Here is a 15,462-nt window from a genome sequence, read left to right as displayed (position 1 = left end):
CGTTGGTCAGCGTAACAATTTCTGCAGTTTGGCTGGCGTCTGAGCGAAGGCACAGCCATCACGAATATCGGCAGCGATGGCCAGCTGTAACGCGGCAGGATCGTTGCGCAGAATGGCTTCCAGTGCTTCCTGATGGCGGTCGATCTGGTAGTACTCATCAAGACTTTCGGCGGAGCGGCGCATAAAGGGCGCCAGCTGTAACCACAGACTTTCGATCAATGGCAAGGTCACCTGATGTGGGTTAGATGTATAAATTGCCCGATGAAATTCCTGGTTCCAGTGAGTAACGGCCTCGGCATCGCCAGCGGCCTCTGCTTCGTCGATACGGGCGTCCAGGCTGCGCAGAAGCGCAACCCGCTCACTGTTGATATAGGGCAGGGCTTTAGCCGCCGCAGCGGGTTCCAGCGCGATGCGGGCGTCGACCAGCTCACTGAATTTAACCGGTGTCATATCCGGCACCATAACCCGGCGGTTGCCTTTGATTTCCAGAGCACCCTCCGCAGACAACTGACGCAGGGCTTCGCGTATCGGCATGGGCGAAACGTCCAGTAAAGCCGCCAGCTCGCGAATGGTTAATGCACGGCCCGGAGGGATCTGTCCAAGCATCACTGCACGGCGTAATGTGCTGTACACCCACTGAGTGATAGTTACAGCATCGGAACGTTGGTCTAGTGTGATGGTAATGGGCGAATACTTATCCATATCCCGGGTTTCGTCATAAAGGTTTAAACAGGATTGCGATCCATCATATTTGTGATCACAATCGAAAGATATAGCGAACAGGGTATGTCATACCACTCTCAGCGCTTTCCTGAGGGGTTTTTAAGAATTAACAGGCCGGTTTGAAATGTGTAAACACGGCCCTATCTGGTGCTCCAATGGATAACGATTTTGATTTGTTTATTGTTGATCTGAACGGCAACCTGCGAGGTAAGCGCCTGCTGGGCAGCTCTTTAGAAAAGACCATGGAAGAAGGGATTAAATTGCCTCGCTCAGTGGTCGGTCTGGATTTCTGGGGCGACGACGTTGCCGACAATGGCCTGGTGTTCGAAACGGGTGACAATGATGGCATTTGTATGCCGATTCAGGATGCCCCGGTGCGCGTTCCCTGGGCCGAATTACCGCGTCATCAGTTGCATGCGATGATGAGCAACCCCGATGGCTCACCTTTTGGTGCGGATCCGCGTCAGGTGCTGAAGAGCATTCTGGAAAAATATCATGCCCATGGCTGGTATCCGGTGATGGCGACCGAGCTGGAATTCTATCTGATGGATGGTGATTCCGAAGAAGTTCAGCGCCCGCGTCCGCCGGTACTGGATCGCGGCCATGGTCGCCGCCTGAATACCAAGGATGCCTACTCGATTGAAGACGTGGACGGTCTGGAATCCTTCTTTGCTGCTGTGCGCGCTTGCTGTGAAGAGCAGGGGGTACTGGCTGACACCATCATTTCTGAACTGGGCCCGGGTCAGTTTGAAATTAACCTCAAGCACGTGTCCGATCCACTGAATGCGGCTGATCAGGCGGTGTGGTTCAAGCGCATGCTGAAAGGCATTGCCCGTAAGTACAACTACACCGCGACCTTTATGGCTAAGCCTTACGCCGAGCACTCAGGTAACGGTTTCCACGTGCATTTCAGCATGGTCGATAAGGATGGTAATAACCTGTTCGACAACGGCGGTGACGAAGGCACCATCATGCTACAGCAGGCCATTGCCGGGATGCTGAAGCTGATGCCGGAAAGCATGTTGTTGTTCGCCCCGCACCTGAACTCCTACCATCGCTTCCAGGATGGCTCTCACGCCCCTGTGTACGCTTGCTGGGGTTATGAGAACCGCACTGCTGCGGTACGGGTGCCGGAAAGCGAGCCGGAAGCGCGTCGCGTAGAGCACCGCGTGTCCGGTGCCGATGCTAACCCGTATCTGGTGCTGGCCGGTGTGCTGGCCGGTGCTTTGTATGGCATGGAAAACTTCATGCAGGCGCCAGCACCGACGGAAGGTGACGCCTACACGGTATGCAATGAAAACAGTCGCCTGCCATGGAACTGGGATGATGCTATCGATCTGCTCGATCTGAGTAAGCCGTTGCGCCAGTATCTGGGCGACGAGTTTGTCGACGTGCTGTGCGCAGTCAAACGCCATGAAATGAAGATACTCTTCAAGCGTATTTCAGATATTGAATACGAGTCTTACCTGGGTCTTTTGTAAGGACTATTGAGCGCCTTTTACAATGACCGCTTTGTCAGCCCGGAGAAATTCCGGGCTTTCTTTTTTCTGCCTCTGTTACTCCGCTCTGCCTCACTGCAGGCCACGTTTTTCGTGGCTCTCACGGGTACTTACCTGACTTTCTGTTGCTCAGTTGTTACTGACCTGAAGTGCCTACCCTCCGGGGGGTATGGGAAAGATCGACCGTTTTTCTTAGCGTAACCTCAGCGATCATAAGTTCTCTGCAGGGTGGAACAGCCTTTGCTGAAGAATTCATAACAGGCGCAGTCGGCACCATCGACAGGCGCACAGAATACACCGGGTTTTACCCGCACTTTTTGGCAGCAAGCGTATGACAGCATCTGATAAGGCATCCCGGCCGAACTACAACCCTCTGACCAAACCTGCTCCGGAGCTGTGGCGCGACCCGGATGCAACACCCTTTGTGGTGTTTGATGGCATTACCAAGAAATTTGATGACTTCACTGCGGTGGATAACATCAGTCTGAATATCTACAAGCGCGAATTGTTCTGCCTGCTGGGTGGTTCCGGTTCGGGCAAGAGTACGCTGTTGCGCATGCTCGCCGGTTTCGAACAGCCAACCTCAGGCCGCATCCTGATTGATGGTGTCGATATGGCCGGTATTCCGCCGTGGAATCGACCGGTAAACATGATGTTCCAGTCCTACGCGCTGTTCCCACATCTGACAGTGGAAAACAACGTAGGCTTCGGTCTGCGTCGCGAAGGCATGGCAGAAGCCGATGTGAAGCGCAGAGTGAAGGATATTCTCGATATGGTGCAGATGGGGCATCTGGCCAGGCGTAAGCCGCATCAGTTGTCCGGTGGGCAGCGTCAGCGTGTGGCTCTGGCCCGTTCACTGGTGAAGCGCCCGAAATTGCTGTTGCTGGATGAGCCGCTGGGGGCGCTGGATAAAAAGCTGCGGGAAGAAACTCAGTTTGAGCTGATGAATATTCAGGATGAGCTGGGCGTGACCTTTATCGTGGTAACCCACGATCAGGAAGAAGCCATGACGCTGGCGACCCGTATTGGTGTGATGAACAACGGTGAAGTGGTTCAGGTGGGTGAGCCACATGACATTTACGAATACCCTGGCAGTCGTTATGTCGCGCAATTTATTGGTTCGGTGAATCTGCTCGAAGGTCAGGTGATTGTCGATGAAGCCGATGAGGTGAAAATTCAGTCGGCCGACGCCGGTTGTATTCTGCATGTGAATCACGGCATCAGCTGTGCACCAAATCAGACCGTTCATGTAGCGTTACGCCCGGAAAAAATTCAGATCAGCCATCACGCTCCGGAGCAAACAGAAAACTGTATGCAGGGCGTGATTGAGGATATCGCATACATGGGCAGTCTGTCGGTCTTCCGGGTGCGACTTAACAGCGGTAAAGAGATCCGGGTTACGCAACCGAACTTTGCCCGTGACATGGGTGCGCGTTTTACCTGGGAAGATCGCGTATACCTGCATTGGGACATCGACAGCAGCGTGGTACTGACCGTATGAGTAAACTACCTGGCTATGCTCTGGTCGGGCGCATACTGGCCCGACGAAATCTGACGTTTAATCGCTTTGCTGCCTTTAACCCCGGACGCAAAGCGGTAATTTCCATCCCCTTCTTCTGGTTGGCCGTTTTCTTTTTTATTCCGTTTCTTGTGGTGTTCAAAATCTCCTTTTCAGAATCGGATATTGCCATCCCACCCTATACCTCGCTGTTTACCTGGGATGCTGACGAAGCCTACGCCACGCTGACCCTGTATCTGGGTAATTACGCCTATCTGATTGAAGACAGTTTCTACCTCGATGCCTATCTCAGCTCGATAAAAATCGCGGCGATTTCCACCATTATTACCCTGATTGTCGGCTTTCCGATGGCGTATCTGATTGCCCGTAGTCAGGGCAGTAAGCGTCTGATTCTGCTGTCGCTGGTGATACTGCCGTTCTGGACATCCTTCCTGTTGCGCGTTTATGCGTGGATGGCGTTGCTGAAAAAGAATGGCGTGGTAAACGATATGCTGATGGCGCTGGGCATGATTGACGAGCCGGTACGTATGCTGCAAACCGATTTTGCTGTGTATGTCGGTATTGTCTACACCTATCTGCCGTTCATGATTCTGCCGTTATACGCGGTGCTGGAAAAAATGGATCTGACTCTGATCGAAGCCGCTGAAGATCTTGGCTGCCATCCGATTCAGAGCTTCTTTCTGGTAACCGTACCGCTGGCTATGCCCGGTATTGTCGCGGGTTGTCTGCTGGTATTTATTCCTGTGGTTGGCGAATACGTAATTCCGGCGTTGCTGGGTGGATCGGATACTCTGATGATTGGTCGGGTACTGTGGGATGAGTTCTCACTCAACCGTAACTGGCCTATGGCATCGGCGGTAGCCATCGTTATGCTGGTGGTACTGGTACTGCCGATTATGTTCCTGCGCAACCGGGTCGGAAATAAGGAGTCCATCTGATGCAAAGACGTTCTTATTTTCTCAATATCAGTGCGACGCTGGGATTTATCTTTCTCTATATCCCGATTATCTCACTGATTATTTACAGCTTTAATAAATCCAAACTGGTCACCGTCTGGGGTGGCTGGTCGTGGCAGTGGTACGTCGAACTGTTCAAAAATGACCAGATCATGGACGCTGCCATGCTCAGTATCAAAATTGCCTTTATCAGTGCCTGTCTGGCGGTTGTGCTTGGTACGATGGCTGGCTTTGCTCTGACCCGTATGGGCCGATTTCGTGGCAAGATGCTGCTGTCGGGTTGGATTTCAGCGCCGCTGGTAATGCCGGAGGTGATCACAGGTCTTTCACTGCTGCTGCTGTTTGTTGCCATGGAAAGTATGTTTGGCTGGCCAGCAGGGCGTGGCACACTGACCATTATTATTGCCCACACCACCTTCTGCATGGCTTACGTGGCGGTGATCGTACAATCACGTTTGAGTGATATGGACGAATCACTTGAAGAAGCAGCGATGGACCTTGGCGCGAAGCCGTCGACACTGTTTTTTCTGGTGACCCTGCCACTGATCGCGCCGGCCATTATTTCCGGCTGGTTACTGTCGTTCACTCTGTCACTGGATGATCTGGTTATCGCCAGCTTTGTCGCAGGCCCCGGAGACAGTACATTACCGATGGTGATCTTCTCGAAAGTACGTCTGGGTATTACGCCGGAAATTAATGCGCTGGCAACGTTGATGATTGCCGTGGTGGCAGTTGGCGTGGTTGTCGCTATGCTGCAATTACGTCGCACAGAAAAATCCCGCGTCGAAGAATAAGTGCAATGGCAGGCAGTGCCTGCCTCAGGACAGACAATGAAAATAGGTATTCTGGCCGCCGGTACCACACCGGAAGAGCTGACAGCGCAGTACGATACATACGCCGGTATGATGATGGGCCTGCTTGATCGCAGTGGCAGTGACTTCAGTTATCAGGTTTACGACGTGCGCGACGGAAATTTCCCGCAGAGCATCGACGAGTGTGATGGTTGGGGGATTACCGGGTCAAAATTCAGTGTGTACGAAGATCAGCCCTGGATGCTGGAACTGCAGGGTTTTATCCGCGCACTGAACGACGCGGAAAAACCCCTGATCGGCATTTGCTTTGGCCATCAGATTATTGCTCAGGCGCTGGGCGGTAAGGTGGAAAAATACAGCGGTGGTTGGGGACTGGGTCTGCAGGATTATCAGATTGTACAGAGCCCTTTAACCAAAACTGCACATGTTGCACCAGCCAGCTTTTGCCTGAATGCCATTCATCAGGATCAGGTGACGGTAAAACCGGAACAGGCTGAAGTATTCGCCAGTTCCGATTTCTGCCGTTTTGCTGGTCTGCGTTATGGCAATCGTATTCTGACAGTGCAGGCACATCCGGAATTCAGTCAGGAATTCGAACAGGCACTGCTGCAATCGCGTAAAGGTTCGGTATTGCCCGAGCAATTAACCGATCAGGCACTTACCACCGTTAGCAGTGATAGCCCGTTGCCCGATAGTGACCTTATCGGCGGCTGGATGGCGGCTTGCCTGCAAGGCGAACTCTGAGTCTGGTATTGATATAAACGAGCCAGTGTACTGCTTAGCAGACACTGGCTTTTTTGTGGCTGGGGTATACGAAGCCCGACGTCCGACGTCCGACGTCCGACTTCAAATGAAAAAAAAGCCCGGCACTGTGCCGGGCTTAAAAGCGGATTAACCGTGCTGAATTAACGCCCGGTTTTTACATCTGTCCACATACGGGTCATTACACGGTCGATTTTCTGACCACGCAGTTTGCTTGGGAACAGACGCTTTTTCACTTCATCGCTTGGGTATACACCAGGGTTATTGGTTACTTCCTCATCCTGGAACTCAGCTGATGCCGGGTTTGGGTTGGCGTAAGCAACATAGTTGGAAACATCTGCGATGACTTTAGGTTCAAGCAGGTAGTTGATGAAGGTATGAGCGGCATCAACATTCTTCGCATCCGCTGGAATCGCCAGCATGTCGAACCAGATCTGAGTACCTTCTTCCGGAATAACGTATTCAATTTCAATGCCGTTTTCAGCTTCTGCTGCACGGTCCTGAGCCATCAGTACATCGCCTGACCAGCCAACTGCGACACAGATATCACCATTCGCCAGGCCGTTAATGTACTGTGAAGAGTGGAACTGGGTAATGAATGGACGCAGTTCTTTTAACAGAGCAGCTGCTTTTGAATCAGACTTGTAGTCCGCTACTTTGTCACTGTTAGGGTCAATGCCAACGTAGTGCATAATCAGTGGGTAGATTTCGTCGGCAGAATCGAGGAAGTTAACACCGCACTCGGCCAGTTTTTTCAGGTTTTCAGGTTTGAATACCAGATCCCAGCTGTTTACCGGAGCGTCTTCTCCCAGAACCTTCTTAACCATTTCCACGTTGTAACCGATACCCGTGGTTCCCCAAAGATAAGGTACGCCGTATTTGTTACCCGGATCAACGGCAGCGAGGAAAGACATCAGATCTTTATCGAGATATTTGTAGTTTGGCAGTTTAGACATATCCAGAGGCTGGAATACACCTGCTTTAATCTGACGGCCCATAAAGTGGGCGGTAGGTACTACCAGATCATAACCAGAGCTTCCTGCGAGCAGTTTCGCTTCCAGCACTTCGTTGCTATCGAAAACATCGTTGGTAACTTTAATACCGGTTTTTTCTTCGAATACCGGAACGGTATCTTCGGCTATATAGTCAGACCAGTTATAGAATTTTAACTCTTCTTCAGCCTGCCCCGCTGGCGCATAGCCGGCGACGCCAAGTGCCAGTAGTGAAGCAGAAAACGTCAGACGTTTTGTCCATGATTTTTTCATTGCTCTTTCCTCATCGGGTTTTCTCGTTATCAAAACTTATGTCTGTTGGCGGCAACAGAAGAGCACGAAGCAGACTTGCTCCGAATTCATTTTCTCTGCTAACAACAGGTAGATATCCAGCTGGAAAAGCGTCAGGTGGCCGATATATTAACGGCAACTATGGGCCATCGCTGGCCCATATAATCTTCTTTAAACGTTCAGCAGAAGATATTCCCGCTCCCAGGAACTGATAACACGATGGAAGGTTTCAAACTCTGCACGTTTAACACCAATATAAGCGTCAACAAAGTCTGAACCCATAATGTCACGCAGCTCAGGGCAGTCTTCCAGTAATCGTAATCCTTCTTCCAAAGTACGTGCCAACTCTACGGTATCTCCGTCTTCTGCAGCGGCATCGTATGTCGGTTTTGTCGGTTGAAGGCTGTTTTTAATACCAAGGTAGCCACAGGCAAGGCTTGCAGCGATGGCCAGATATGGGTTGCAGTCTGATCCCGGGAAGCGGTTTTCGATACGGGTGCCTGCCGGATCGGATTCAGGAATACGCAAACCTGCGGTGCGATTATCGATTCCCCATTTCATATTGATGGGAGCGGCATTATCTGGTGCAAAACGACGATAGGAATTCACATTTGGTGCAAAAAAACTGATCGCACTTGGAATGTATTTCTGCAGTCCACCAAGATAATTATGGAATTTCTCGCTGAAGTTACCTTCTTCGCTGGCAAAGATATTCTTACCAGACTTAACGTCGATAATACTCTGGTGAATATGCATGGCGCTGCCGGGTTCATTCTGCATCGGTTTAGCCATAAAGGTGGCATAGATACCGTGCTTAAACGCAGCTTCACGCAGTGTACGTTTAAAGAAATAAACCTGATCTGCGAGGTTCAGCGGATCGCCGTGCAGAAAGTTGATTTCCATCTGCGCGGCTCCCTGTTCGTGGATCAGAGTGTCGACATCCAATCCCTGAGCTTCGCAGTAGTTGTACAGCGTATCGATAAAAGGATTGAACTCGTTCACCGCATCAATACTGTACGACTGACGCGCGCTCTCCTGACGGCCGGAGCGTCCGGTCGCAGGTTTCAGTTCGTAGTCAGGATCGTTATTTTTCTGAATCAGGTAGAACTCCATTTCCGGAGCAATCACAGGCTTCAGCCCTTCTTTCTCAAACAGATTCAATACCCGCCGCAGAACTGTTCGGCTGGACAGCGGATGCAGCAGGCCATCGGCGGTATAGCAGTCGTTGATCACCTGAGCGGTTGGTTCGTCGGTCCAGGGTACCAGGCGAAGGGTCGCCGGGTCCGGACGCAGATGCATATCCCGATCGCTGGGATCGACCAGCTCGTAGTGATTGTCGGCCCATTCTCCGGTTACTGTCTGCACCAGAACACTTTCAGGCAGACGGCCACCTTTTTCGGCCAGGAATTTTTTGGTTGGGTAGAATTTGCCGCGGGCATTACCTGTCAGATCTGGCAGGGTGGATTCTACTTCTGTGATGTTGTGTTCTTTAAGAAACCTTTCGACGGCTTCCATAAGTCACCTGTGCTTTTTAGCGCTAAGAAATCGTATTTATATAGCCTATTCATTTATAGGCAGATACTTTTGCGAACGCCTTCACAATAACCGGGCTGGATTCGTAACCCGAAGTATCATTCGGTTCTAGATTATGAAAAGGCTTGTTTTAAATCAATGTAAGAATCGGGTCAGAATGGCGGGAATGTTACCTTTATCATTTCTTAAACCCGAATTATCATTCGGGTTATGAATTGGCAAAGTGCCGTGCTTTGGCCTTTGTCGGGTAGTTGTTATCGGAGTCTGGAAATGAATATGTCCGGTTATGAGCCTTCTTATTATGTCGCCAGCGCCAATGCGGGTGTGTCATTCGGGCAGCTGCAAGGCGATGTGGAAACCGATGTCTGTATTGTGGGTGCAGGCTACACAGGGTTGTCCGCTGCCCTGCACCTGGCTCAGCGTGGCTATCGGGTGGCGGTTCTTGAATCGCAACGTGTGGGCTGGGGCGCTTCCGGGCGTAATGGCGGTCAGGTTTGCCCGGGTCATAACAAAGACCACGAGGAGTTGCAGGCGAAGGTCGGTAAGCAGGATGCCGATGCTCTGTGGCAGTTGTCGCTGGATTCGGTTGAGCTGGTAAAAGATCTGATTACTGAGCATCAGATTGATTGCGATCTGAAGCAGGGTATTGCCTATGTGGCCGCCAAGCCGGGCGATGTTTCCTGGATACATGATTCTGCGACTTATATGCAGGACAAGCTGAACTATGAGGGTATTCGTCATCTGAGTACTGATCAGGTGCAGGAAATGCTGGGCACTGACCGTTATTTTGGCGGTAAGCTCTGGACTGATGCTGTGCATTTGCACCCACTTAATTATGCGCTGGGGCTGGCCGGTGCGGCACAGAAAGCTGGTGCTGTTATTTATGAAAACAGCGCTGTTACTGGTTACACCAGCGGTGATCAGTGTGAGGTGAAGACGGCTCAGGGGCGTGTGCGCAGTCGTTATATCCTGCTTGCCTGCAATGGCTATCTGGGGAACCTTGAGCCGCGCATCGCCGGAAAAATTATGCCAATCAAGAGTCTGATGCTGGCTACCGAGCCGCTGCCGGACGAGCTGATTCGCCGTATTAACCGCGATGATGTGGCGGTTGCTGACTCTAAGTTTTCGGTGAATTACTTTCGCATCTCCGGCGATAAGCGCCTGCTCTGGGGGGGGCGTGAAACCTATACCGGGCGCATGCCGGCCGACATAGGTGCCTATGCTCGCGGACCGATGCTGAAGCGTTATCCGTTTCTGAAAGATGTGAAGATTGATTATGGCTGGGGTGGCCAGCTAGCCATCACACTGAACCGAATGCCGCACTTTGAACGACTGGACCCGCAACTGTTTGTTGCTCAGGGATACTCCGGTCATGGTGTTGCTCTGGCGACACTGGGCGGTAAGCTGATGGCCGATGCCATTGCCACCAGTGCGGAGCAGTTTGACGTCTTTGCTCGCTTCCCGACGCCGACCTTTCCGGGCGGCACCTTGCTGCGTAAGCCGGGCATGGTCGCTGGTATGCTTTATTACTCGCTGCGTGACTCGTTGTTCTGAGGCGGCTGCAGTGCTGTAAGCGCAGCGTCTCAGACTCTATAATGCGCGTTGCTACAACGCTTAATACAGGTACAGAGAGCACAGTGGAAAACCGTAAAGTACAGGATCTGGCACCACGCAGCGCACCGGTTCAGGGGCGTTCGCGCGAGCGCACCCGGCTTATTCTGGATGTCACCAGTGAGTTGCTGGAGAAGGTGGGGTTCGACGATCTGACGACGGTTCTGATCGCCAAAGGAGTGGGTATCTCCGTTGGCTCTCTGTATCACTACTATCCGAATAAGCACGCCATTCTGCATGCGCTGGGATTGCGCTGGCTGGAAGAAATTGAACAGGCGCTGGGCACTATTGCCGGTTGGTCGGTGGAAAGTATGGATAGCGATGAGCTGCTGGATAAAATGCTGACGACGCATCTGGCAGTGTATCGTAAACAGCGGGCGGTACTGACGCTGGTACAGGCTATGTTTGCGGTGCCTGAACTAAGGGAACTGGATACCCGTCACGATGATATGGTGATTGGTCATATGGCTGAGATCTTCCGCCGTATGGGGATTCAGCGCCACCCGAAAGAACGGGAAAGACTGGGCCGTTTTTATCTGGAGATGACGCATGCGGCGTTTCTGGTGATTGTTAATCAGAATGGTCAGCGCGCCAGACGAACACTGGATGATCTGCGTATGGTGATGAGTACCTGGTTGCAGCATCACCTGCAGTAATATCGCCTGGCCGAGCAAAAAAAATCCGCTGAGGTTGCCCGCAGCGGATTTTTTTATAGCCGGATGGCGTGACTGGCTTTACTTAACCAGTGTCAGCCATTCAGCGTTGAACGGTGCTTTACCAGTGACAGTATCGAAATACATGCTCTGCAGTTTTTCGGTTACCGGGCCACGGCTACCAGTACCAATGCTACGGCCATCGAGCATACGGATTGGCAGAACTTCTGCGGCAGTACCGGTGAAGAAGGCTTCATCAGCAATGTACACTTCATCGCGAGTGATGCGTTTTTCGCGTACTTCATAACCCAGAGAACGAGCCATCTCCATGATGGTACGGCGAGTAATACCGTCCAGGCAGGAAGTCAGTTCCGGGGTGTAGATGATGCCGTCGCGCACCAGGAAAATGTTCTCACCGGAACCTTCTGCTACGTAACCTTCGTTGTCCAGCAGCAGGGCTTCTTCACAACCGCTGTCGATCGCTTCACGCAGCGCCAGCATAGAGTTGATGTAGTTACCGTTTGCTTTCGCCTTACACATGGTGATGTTCACATGGTGGCGGGTGTAGCTGGAAGTACGGATTTTAATGCCCTGAGTCTTGGCTTCTTCACCCATGTACGCCGGCCATTCCCAGGCAGCGACCATAACGTGAACCTTCAGGTTGTCTGCACGCAGACCCATGCCTTCGGAACCGAAGAACACCATCGGGCGGATGTATGCGCTGTTCAGGTTGTTTTCACGAACCGCAGCACGCTGTGCTTCGTTAATCTCTGCCTTGCTGAAAGGCATTGGCATATTCAGGATGTGAGCCGAATTGAACAGACGGTCGGTGTGTTCCTGCAGACGGAAAATCGCCGCGCCCTGATCTGTTTCATAAGCCCGCACACCTTCGAATACGCCCATGCCATAGTGCAAAGTGTGAGTCAGTACGTGTACTTTGGCGTCACGCCAGTTAACCAACTCTCCGTCAAGCCAGATCAGACCATCACGGTCGGACATGGAAGGTAGCATAAGGACCTCGCTCAAATTCGAATAATAACAGTGTCGGGTGGCCGGGATTCCGCCGTCAGTCTGCGGGCTCCAGCCAGAGTTTCCACAGTCGGGTCACATCGTCACGCCGCGCTTTGAAGCCCAGTCGGTCAAGACTGGCCGAATCCAGTAGCAGACTCTGTTGCTGCAATGCACGCCGGTGAGTTTCGGCTCGATAGGTCAGGTAGGTTTCCTGCAGTGTCTGACAATCTTGTGGATTCATCAGACCAGTGGCTGCGAACGCATCCAGTAAACGCATATTGTCGGTTACGTCGAGCAGCTCTGGGTGTTGGTGTGACCAGGCCAGAACCCCGTATTGAACCAGAAACTCGATGTCAACAATACCCCCGGCGTCCTGCTTCAGGTGAAATTGTTGGCCACTCGTATCTTTGGAGCCGAGATTATCCACCATTTTCTGGCGCATAGCTCGCACTTCTTCACGTAATCCACCAAGGTCGCGTGTCTGCGCCAGAGTGGCATTACGGATCGTAAGGAATTGTTCCGCGGCACTGTCGCTGCCACACAATACGCGCGCCCGTACCAGTGCCTGATGCTCCCAGGTCCAGGCATGTTTCTGCTGATATTCCTCAAACGCTTTCATCGACGCCACGATCATGCCGGAGTTACCGGATGGGCGCAGTCGCATATCCACTTCGTACAGATCACCGCTGCGGGTCTGAGTGCTGAGGATATGAATCATGCGCTGTCCCATGCGGGTGTAAAACACGCCGTTATCCAGGCTGCGGTCGCCGTTGGTGCTGCCCATGGCATAGCTGTTGTTGAGGAACACCAGATCAAGATCTGAGCTGTAGCTCAGCTCCAGTCCACCCACTTTGCCGTAGCCGACAATGATCAGTTCCGGACTGGTGACCGCTTCGCCCGCGGCATTTTGCGGGTAGCCGTATTTTTCCACCGATTGTTTCCAGGCCAGTTCCATGACGGTCTGCAGCGTGACTTCCGCCAGCCAGGTCAGGTAGTCACTGATTTTCATCAGTGGCAGCGCATCCATTACTTCGCAGGCAGCGGCGCGCAGCTTGTGAGCACGTACATACTGACGCAGCTGTTCCATCTGCTGCTCCAGGTCCTGTTCATCCACGCGCAGCAGACGCAGGTGCAGCTCTTCTGCCAGTTCGTCGCGACTAGGCAGGGTGTAGAGAGTGGCCGGGTTCAGCAACTCGTCCAGCAACAGCGGAGTCTGAGTGATGTAGGCGGCCACCCAGCTGGAAGCGCTGCACAGACGAATGAGCTGAGTTAACGCCTGGGGGTTTTCTTTCAGCAGCACCAGATACGCCGTCCGGCGAACTACGGCTTCCAGTAACGGCAGCACGCGCTCCAGTGTGACTTTCGGTTCAGGTTGCTGCCACAGTTCACGCAGCAGGCGCGGCATCAGGGCATCCAGACGTTCGCGGCCAATCTGCTGCATTTTCAGTACGGCACGAGAATCACGGAAACCACTCAGCAGGGTCTGCACCTCATCTGAGTTGGCGCAGGGGAACTGCTGCAGGAAGTCATCGGCGTGCTGGCCCTGCAGTTCGCCCAGCCACAGGTCGTGCCAGACGGTATCAACATCGCCATGTTGTTCGTCGTCGTCATCACCGGCAACGATCTGGGCAAAATGATGACGTACTTTCTCGCGGTGTTGTTCCAATGCTTCGCCGAAGCTGTACCAGTCGCTGAACCCCATGGCCCAGGCAATGCGCGCCTGCTCTTCTTCGCCGTCTGGCAACAGTTGTGTCTGCTCATCGTTCAGGCATTGAATGGCATGTTCCGTATCGCGCAGGAACAGGTAAGCGGCTTTCAGTTCGTCGCAGGCCGCAGCGGGCAGATAACCATCGGCGGCGAGAATATCCAGAACCTTTATCAACTCGCGGGTCTGCAGGCTTTTATCCTGACCGCCGCGAATCAGCTGAAATGCCTGCACGATAAATTCGACTTCACGGATACCGCCGGAGCCGAGTTTAACGTTGTTATCCAGTCCGCGCCGGCGGACTTCGGCGTTGATCATGGCTTTCATTGAGCGCAGTGACTGGAAGGCACTGAAATCCACATACACGCGATAGGTAAACGGTCGCAGAATCGATAACAGCTCCTGGCCTTCTGCCGTTTTTTCACCGTTCATGATGCGTGCCTTGACCATGGCATAACGTTCCCAGTCGCGCCCCTGATCCTGGTAATACTCTTCTATTGAAGCGAAATTCATTACCAGTGGCCCGCTCTGACCATAGGGACGCAAACGCATATCGGTACGGAATACAAAGCCATCAATAGTGTTCTTATCCAGCGCCTGAATCAGCTTCTGCCCCAGCTTGATAAAGAACTCCTGGTTGGTGATCACCTTCGGCCCGGTTGTGTCGCCGCTTTCCGGATAAGTGAAAATCAGGTCGATATCAGAACTCAGGTTCAGCTCATGCGCACCGAGTTTGCCCATGCCGAGCACCAGCATACGTTGCACGTCGCCACTGCTTTTGCCCACAGGCTGGCCATGACGGGCTTCCAGCAGGGTACTGAGGAAATCCAGAGAACGGCTGACACATTCATCGGCGAGATCCGACAGCGCGCGGGTAGTTTCCAGTGTTGGCGCCAGACGCAGAACATCACGCCAGATAATGTGCACCATGCAGCGACGTCGTAATAATCTCAGCGCTTTGGCCCAGTCATCCTCACTGCTGACATTAGCCGCCAGCTCATCCAGCCAGCCACTGATAGTGCTGCGCAACAGTGGCTGGTGAAAGGCGCTGCTGAGTAATGCATTGCTGAACCACTCTGCCTCGCGTGGCAGCGCATCGGCCACATAGTGACTGATGGTCAGAACTTTCTGTGCCTGTTGCTGCTGCTCTTCGCTAAGGCCTTGCCATAAGGCCGGCCAGTCGAAGCCGTGGCGGGCACCGTCTTCGCTCAGTGCGGTGGAAGTTTTTTGCCAGTGTTGCTGAAGGGATGGCGGCAGCATGGGTTCCTGCTCTCCTTGTTTGCTATCCCACTACTTTAGCGGGTTTGGCGAAGAAGAGTAGGGGGTTGGGTCAAAGGAATATTGAGCGGTGTTTAATGCAAGCGCAGAGATATTAAACCGGATTTTTCCTTTCGG

Annotated in this window: 12 protein-coding genes; 7 read left to right on the top strand and 5 right to left on the bottom strand. The window is 52.7% G+C overall.

All coding sequences use genetic code 11. The features are described 5' to 3' along the window. Positions 1-6: 6 nt before the first annotated feature. On the bottom strand, positions 7-702 hold the full coding sequence (locus I9W95_RS07815; protein ID WP_225673572.1) for a GntR family transcriptional regulator: 696 nt from the start codon (positions 700-702) through the stop codon (positions 7-9). 176 nt (positions 703-878) lie between these two features. Here I9W95_RS07815 and I9W95_RS07810 point away from each other — a divergent pair, with 176 nt between their 5' ends. The 5 genes from I9W95_RS07810 (at position 879) to I9W95_RS07790 (ending at position 6,253) form a co-directional block, all read left to right on the top strand. After that, positions 879-2,204, top strand: coding sequence for a glutamine synthetase family protein (locus I9W95_RS07810; RefSeq protein WP_225673570.1), 1,326 nt, complete (start codon positions 879-881; stop codon positions 2,202-2,204). Positions 2,205-2,553: 349 nt separating this feature from the next. Continuing rightward, entirely contained in the window at positions 2,554-3,723 is a 1,170-nt protein-coding gene (locus I9W95_RS07805) for an ABC transporter ATP-binding protein (protein ID WP_225673568.1), read from the top strand. After that, entirely contained in the window at positions 3,720-4,679 is a 960-nt protein-coding gene (locus I9W95_RS07800) for an ABC transporter permease subunit (protein WP_225673566.1), read from the top strand. Before I9W95_RS07805 ends, I9W95_RS07800 begins: the two co-directional genes overlap by 4 nt. Then, positions 4,679-5,491, top strand: a complete 813-nt coding sequence (locus I9W95_RS07795; protein ID WP_225673564.1) for an ABC transporter permease subunit — start codon at positions 4,679-4,681, stop codon at positions 5,489-5,491. Before I9W95_RS07800 ends, I9W95_RS07795 begins: the two co-directional genes overlap by 1 nt. A 36-nt stretch (positions 5,492-5,527) precedes the next feature. Continuing rightward, positions 5,528-6,253: a type 1 glutamine amidotransferase gene (locus I9W95_RS07790; RefSeq protein WP_225673562.1), complete on the top strand. Its 726-nt coding sequence runs from the start codon at positions 5,528-5,530 to the stop codon at positions 6,251-6,253. Positions 6,254-6,414: 161 nt separating this feature from the next. Here I9W95_RS07790 and I9W95_RS07785 read toward each other — a convergent pair whose 3' ends face one another. Both I9W95_RS07785 and I9W95_RS07780 read right to left on the bottom strand, forming a co-directional pair. After that, entirely contained in the window at positions 6,415-7,536 is a 1,122-nt protein-coding gene (locus I9W95_RS07785) for an extracellular solute-binding protein (RefSeq protein WP_225673559.1), read from the bottom strand. A 189-nt stretch (positions 7,537-7,725) separates the two neighbouring features. Beyond that, complete coding sequence (locus tag I9W95_RS07780) at positions 7,726-9,069, bottom strand: glutamine synthetase family protein (protein WP_225673557.1); 1,344 nt, start codon at positions 9,067-9,069, stop codon at positions 7,726-7,728. Between the two features lie 294 nt (positions 9,070-9,363). Between I9W95_RS07780 and I9W95_RS07775 the strand changes: the two genes are divergently transcribed. Then, the gene (locus I9W95_RS07775; protein ID WP_318653600.1) at positions 9,364-10,641 is read left to right on the top strand and encodes an NAD(P)/FAD-dependent oxidoreductase; all 1,278 of its coding nucleotides are present in this window, start codon (positions 9,364-9,366) and stop codon (positions 10,639-10,641) included. Between the two features lie 83 nt (positions 10,642-10,724). Beyond that, the gene (locus I9W95_RS07770; protein WP_225673552.1) at positions 10,725-11,354 is read left to right on the top strand and encodes a TetR/AcrR family transcriptional regulator; all 630 of its coding nucleotides are present in this window, start codon (positions 10,725-10,727) and stop codon (positions 11,352-11,354) included. A 78-nt stretch (positions 11,355-11,432) separates the two neighbouring features. Here the strand turns inward: I9W95_RS07770 and I9W95_RS07765 are convergent, their stop codons facing one another. Together I9W95_RS07765 and glnE are read right to left on the bottom strand one after the other, a co-directional pair. Continuing rightward, entirely contained in the window at positions 11,433-12,362 is a 930-nt protein-coding gene (locus I9W95_RS07765; protein WP_225673551.1) for a branched-chain amino acid transaminase, read from the bottom strand. 55 nt (positions 12,363-12,417) lie between these two features. Beyond that, complete coding sequence (gene glnE / locus I9W95_RS07760; protein WP_225673549.1) at positions 12,418-15,327, bottom strand: bifunctional [glutamate--ammonia ligase]-adenylyl-L-tyrosine phosphorylase/[glutamate--ammonia-ligase] adenylyltransferase; 2,910 nt, start codon at positions 15,325-15,327, stop codon at positions 12,418-12,420. Between the last annotated feature and the right edge of the window lie 135 nt (positions 15,328-15,462).

The organism is Thalassolituus marinus, from assembly GCF_020320395.1.
In the GTDB taxonomy this organism is placed as follows: domain Bacteria; phylum Pseudomonadota; class Gammaproteobacteria; order Pseudomonadales; family Oceanobacteraceae; genus Venatoribacter; species Venatoribacter marinus.
The sequence above is the reverse complement of the archived record's forward strand: the minus strand, read 5'-3'. Positions and strand labels throughout refer to the sequence as shown.

Bases quoted from the DNA above. Each gene is read 5' to 3' on its own strand.
- I9W95_RS07795 (WP_225673564.1), top strand. From the start codon at position 4,679: ATGCAAAGACGTTCTTATTTTCTCAATATCAGTGCGACGCTGGGATTT.
- I9W95_RS07810 (WP_225673570.1), top strand. From the start codon at position 879: ATGGATAACGATTTTGATTTGTTTATTGTTGATCTGAACGGCAACCTG.
- I9W95_RS07815 (WP_225673572.1), bottom strand. From the start codon at position 702: ATGGATAAGTATTCGCCCATTACCATCACACTAGACCAACGTTCCGAT.
- I9W95_RS07775 (WP_318653600.1), top strand. From the start codon at position 9,364: ATGTCCGGTTATGAGCCTTCTTATTATGTCGCCAGCGCCAATGCGGGT.
- I9W95_RS07805 (WP_225673568.1), top strand. From the start codon at position 2,554: ATGACAGCATCTGATAAGGCATCCCGGCCGAACTACAACCCTCTGACC.
- glnE (WP_225673549.1), bottom strand. From the start codon at position 15,327: ATGCTGCCGCCATCCCTTCAGCAACACTGGCAAAAAACTTCCACCGCA.
- I9W95_RS07785 (WP_225673559.1), bottom strand. From the start codon at position 7,536: ATGAAAAAATCATGGACAAAACGTCTGACGTTTTCTGCTTCACTACTG.
- I9W95_RS07780 (WP_225673557.1), bottom strand. From the start codon at position 9,069: ATGGAAGCCGTCGAAAGGTTTCTTAAAGAACACAACATCACAGAAGTA.
- I9W95_RS07800 (WP_225673566.1), top strand. From the start codon at position 3,720: ATGAGTAAACTACCTGGCTATGCTCTGGTCGGGCGCATACTGGCCCGA.
- I9W95_RS07790 (WP_225673562.1), top strand. From the start codon at position 5,528: ATGAAAATAGGTATTCTGGCCGCCGGTACCACACCGGAAGAGCTGACA.
- I9W95_RS07765 (WP_225673551.1), bottom strand. From the start codon at position 12,362: ATGCTACCTTCCATGTCCGACCGTGATGGTCTGATCTGGCTTGACGGA.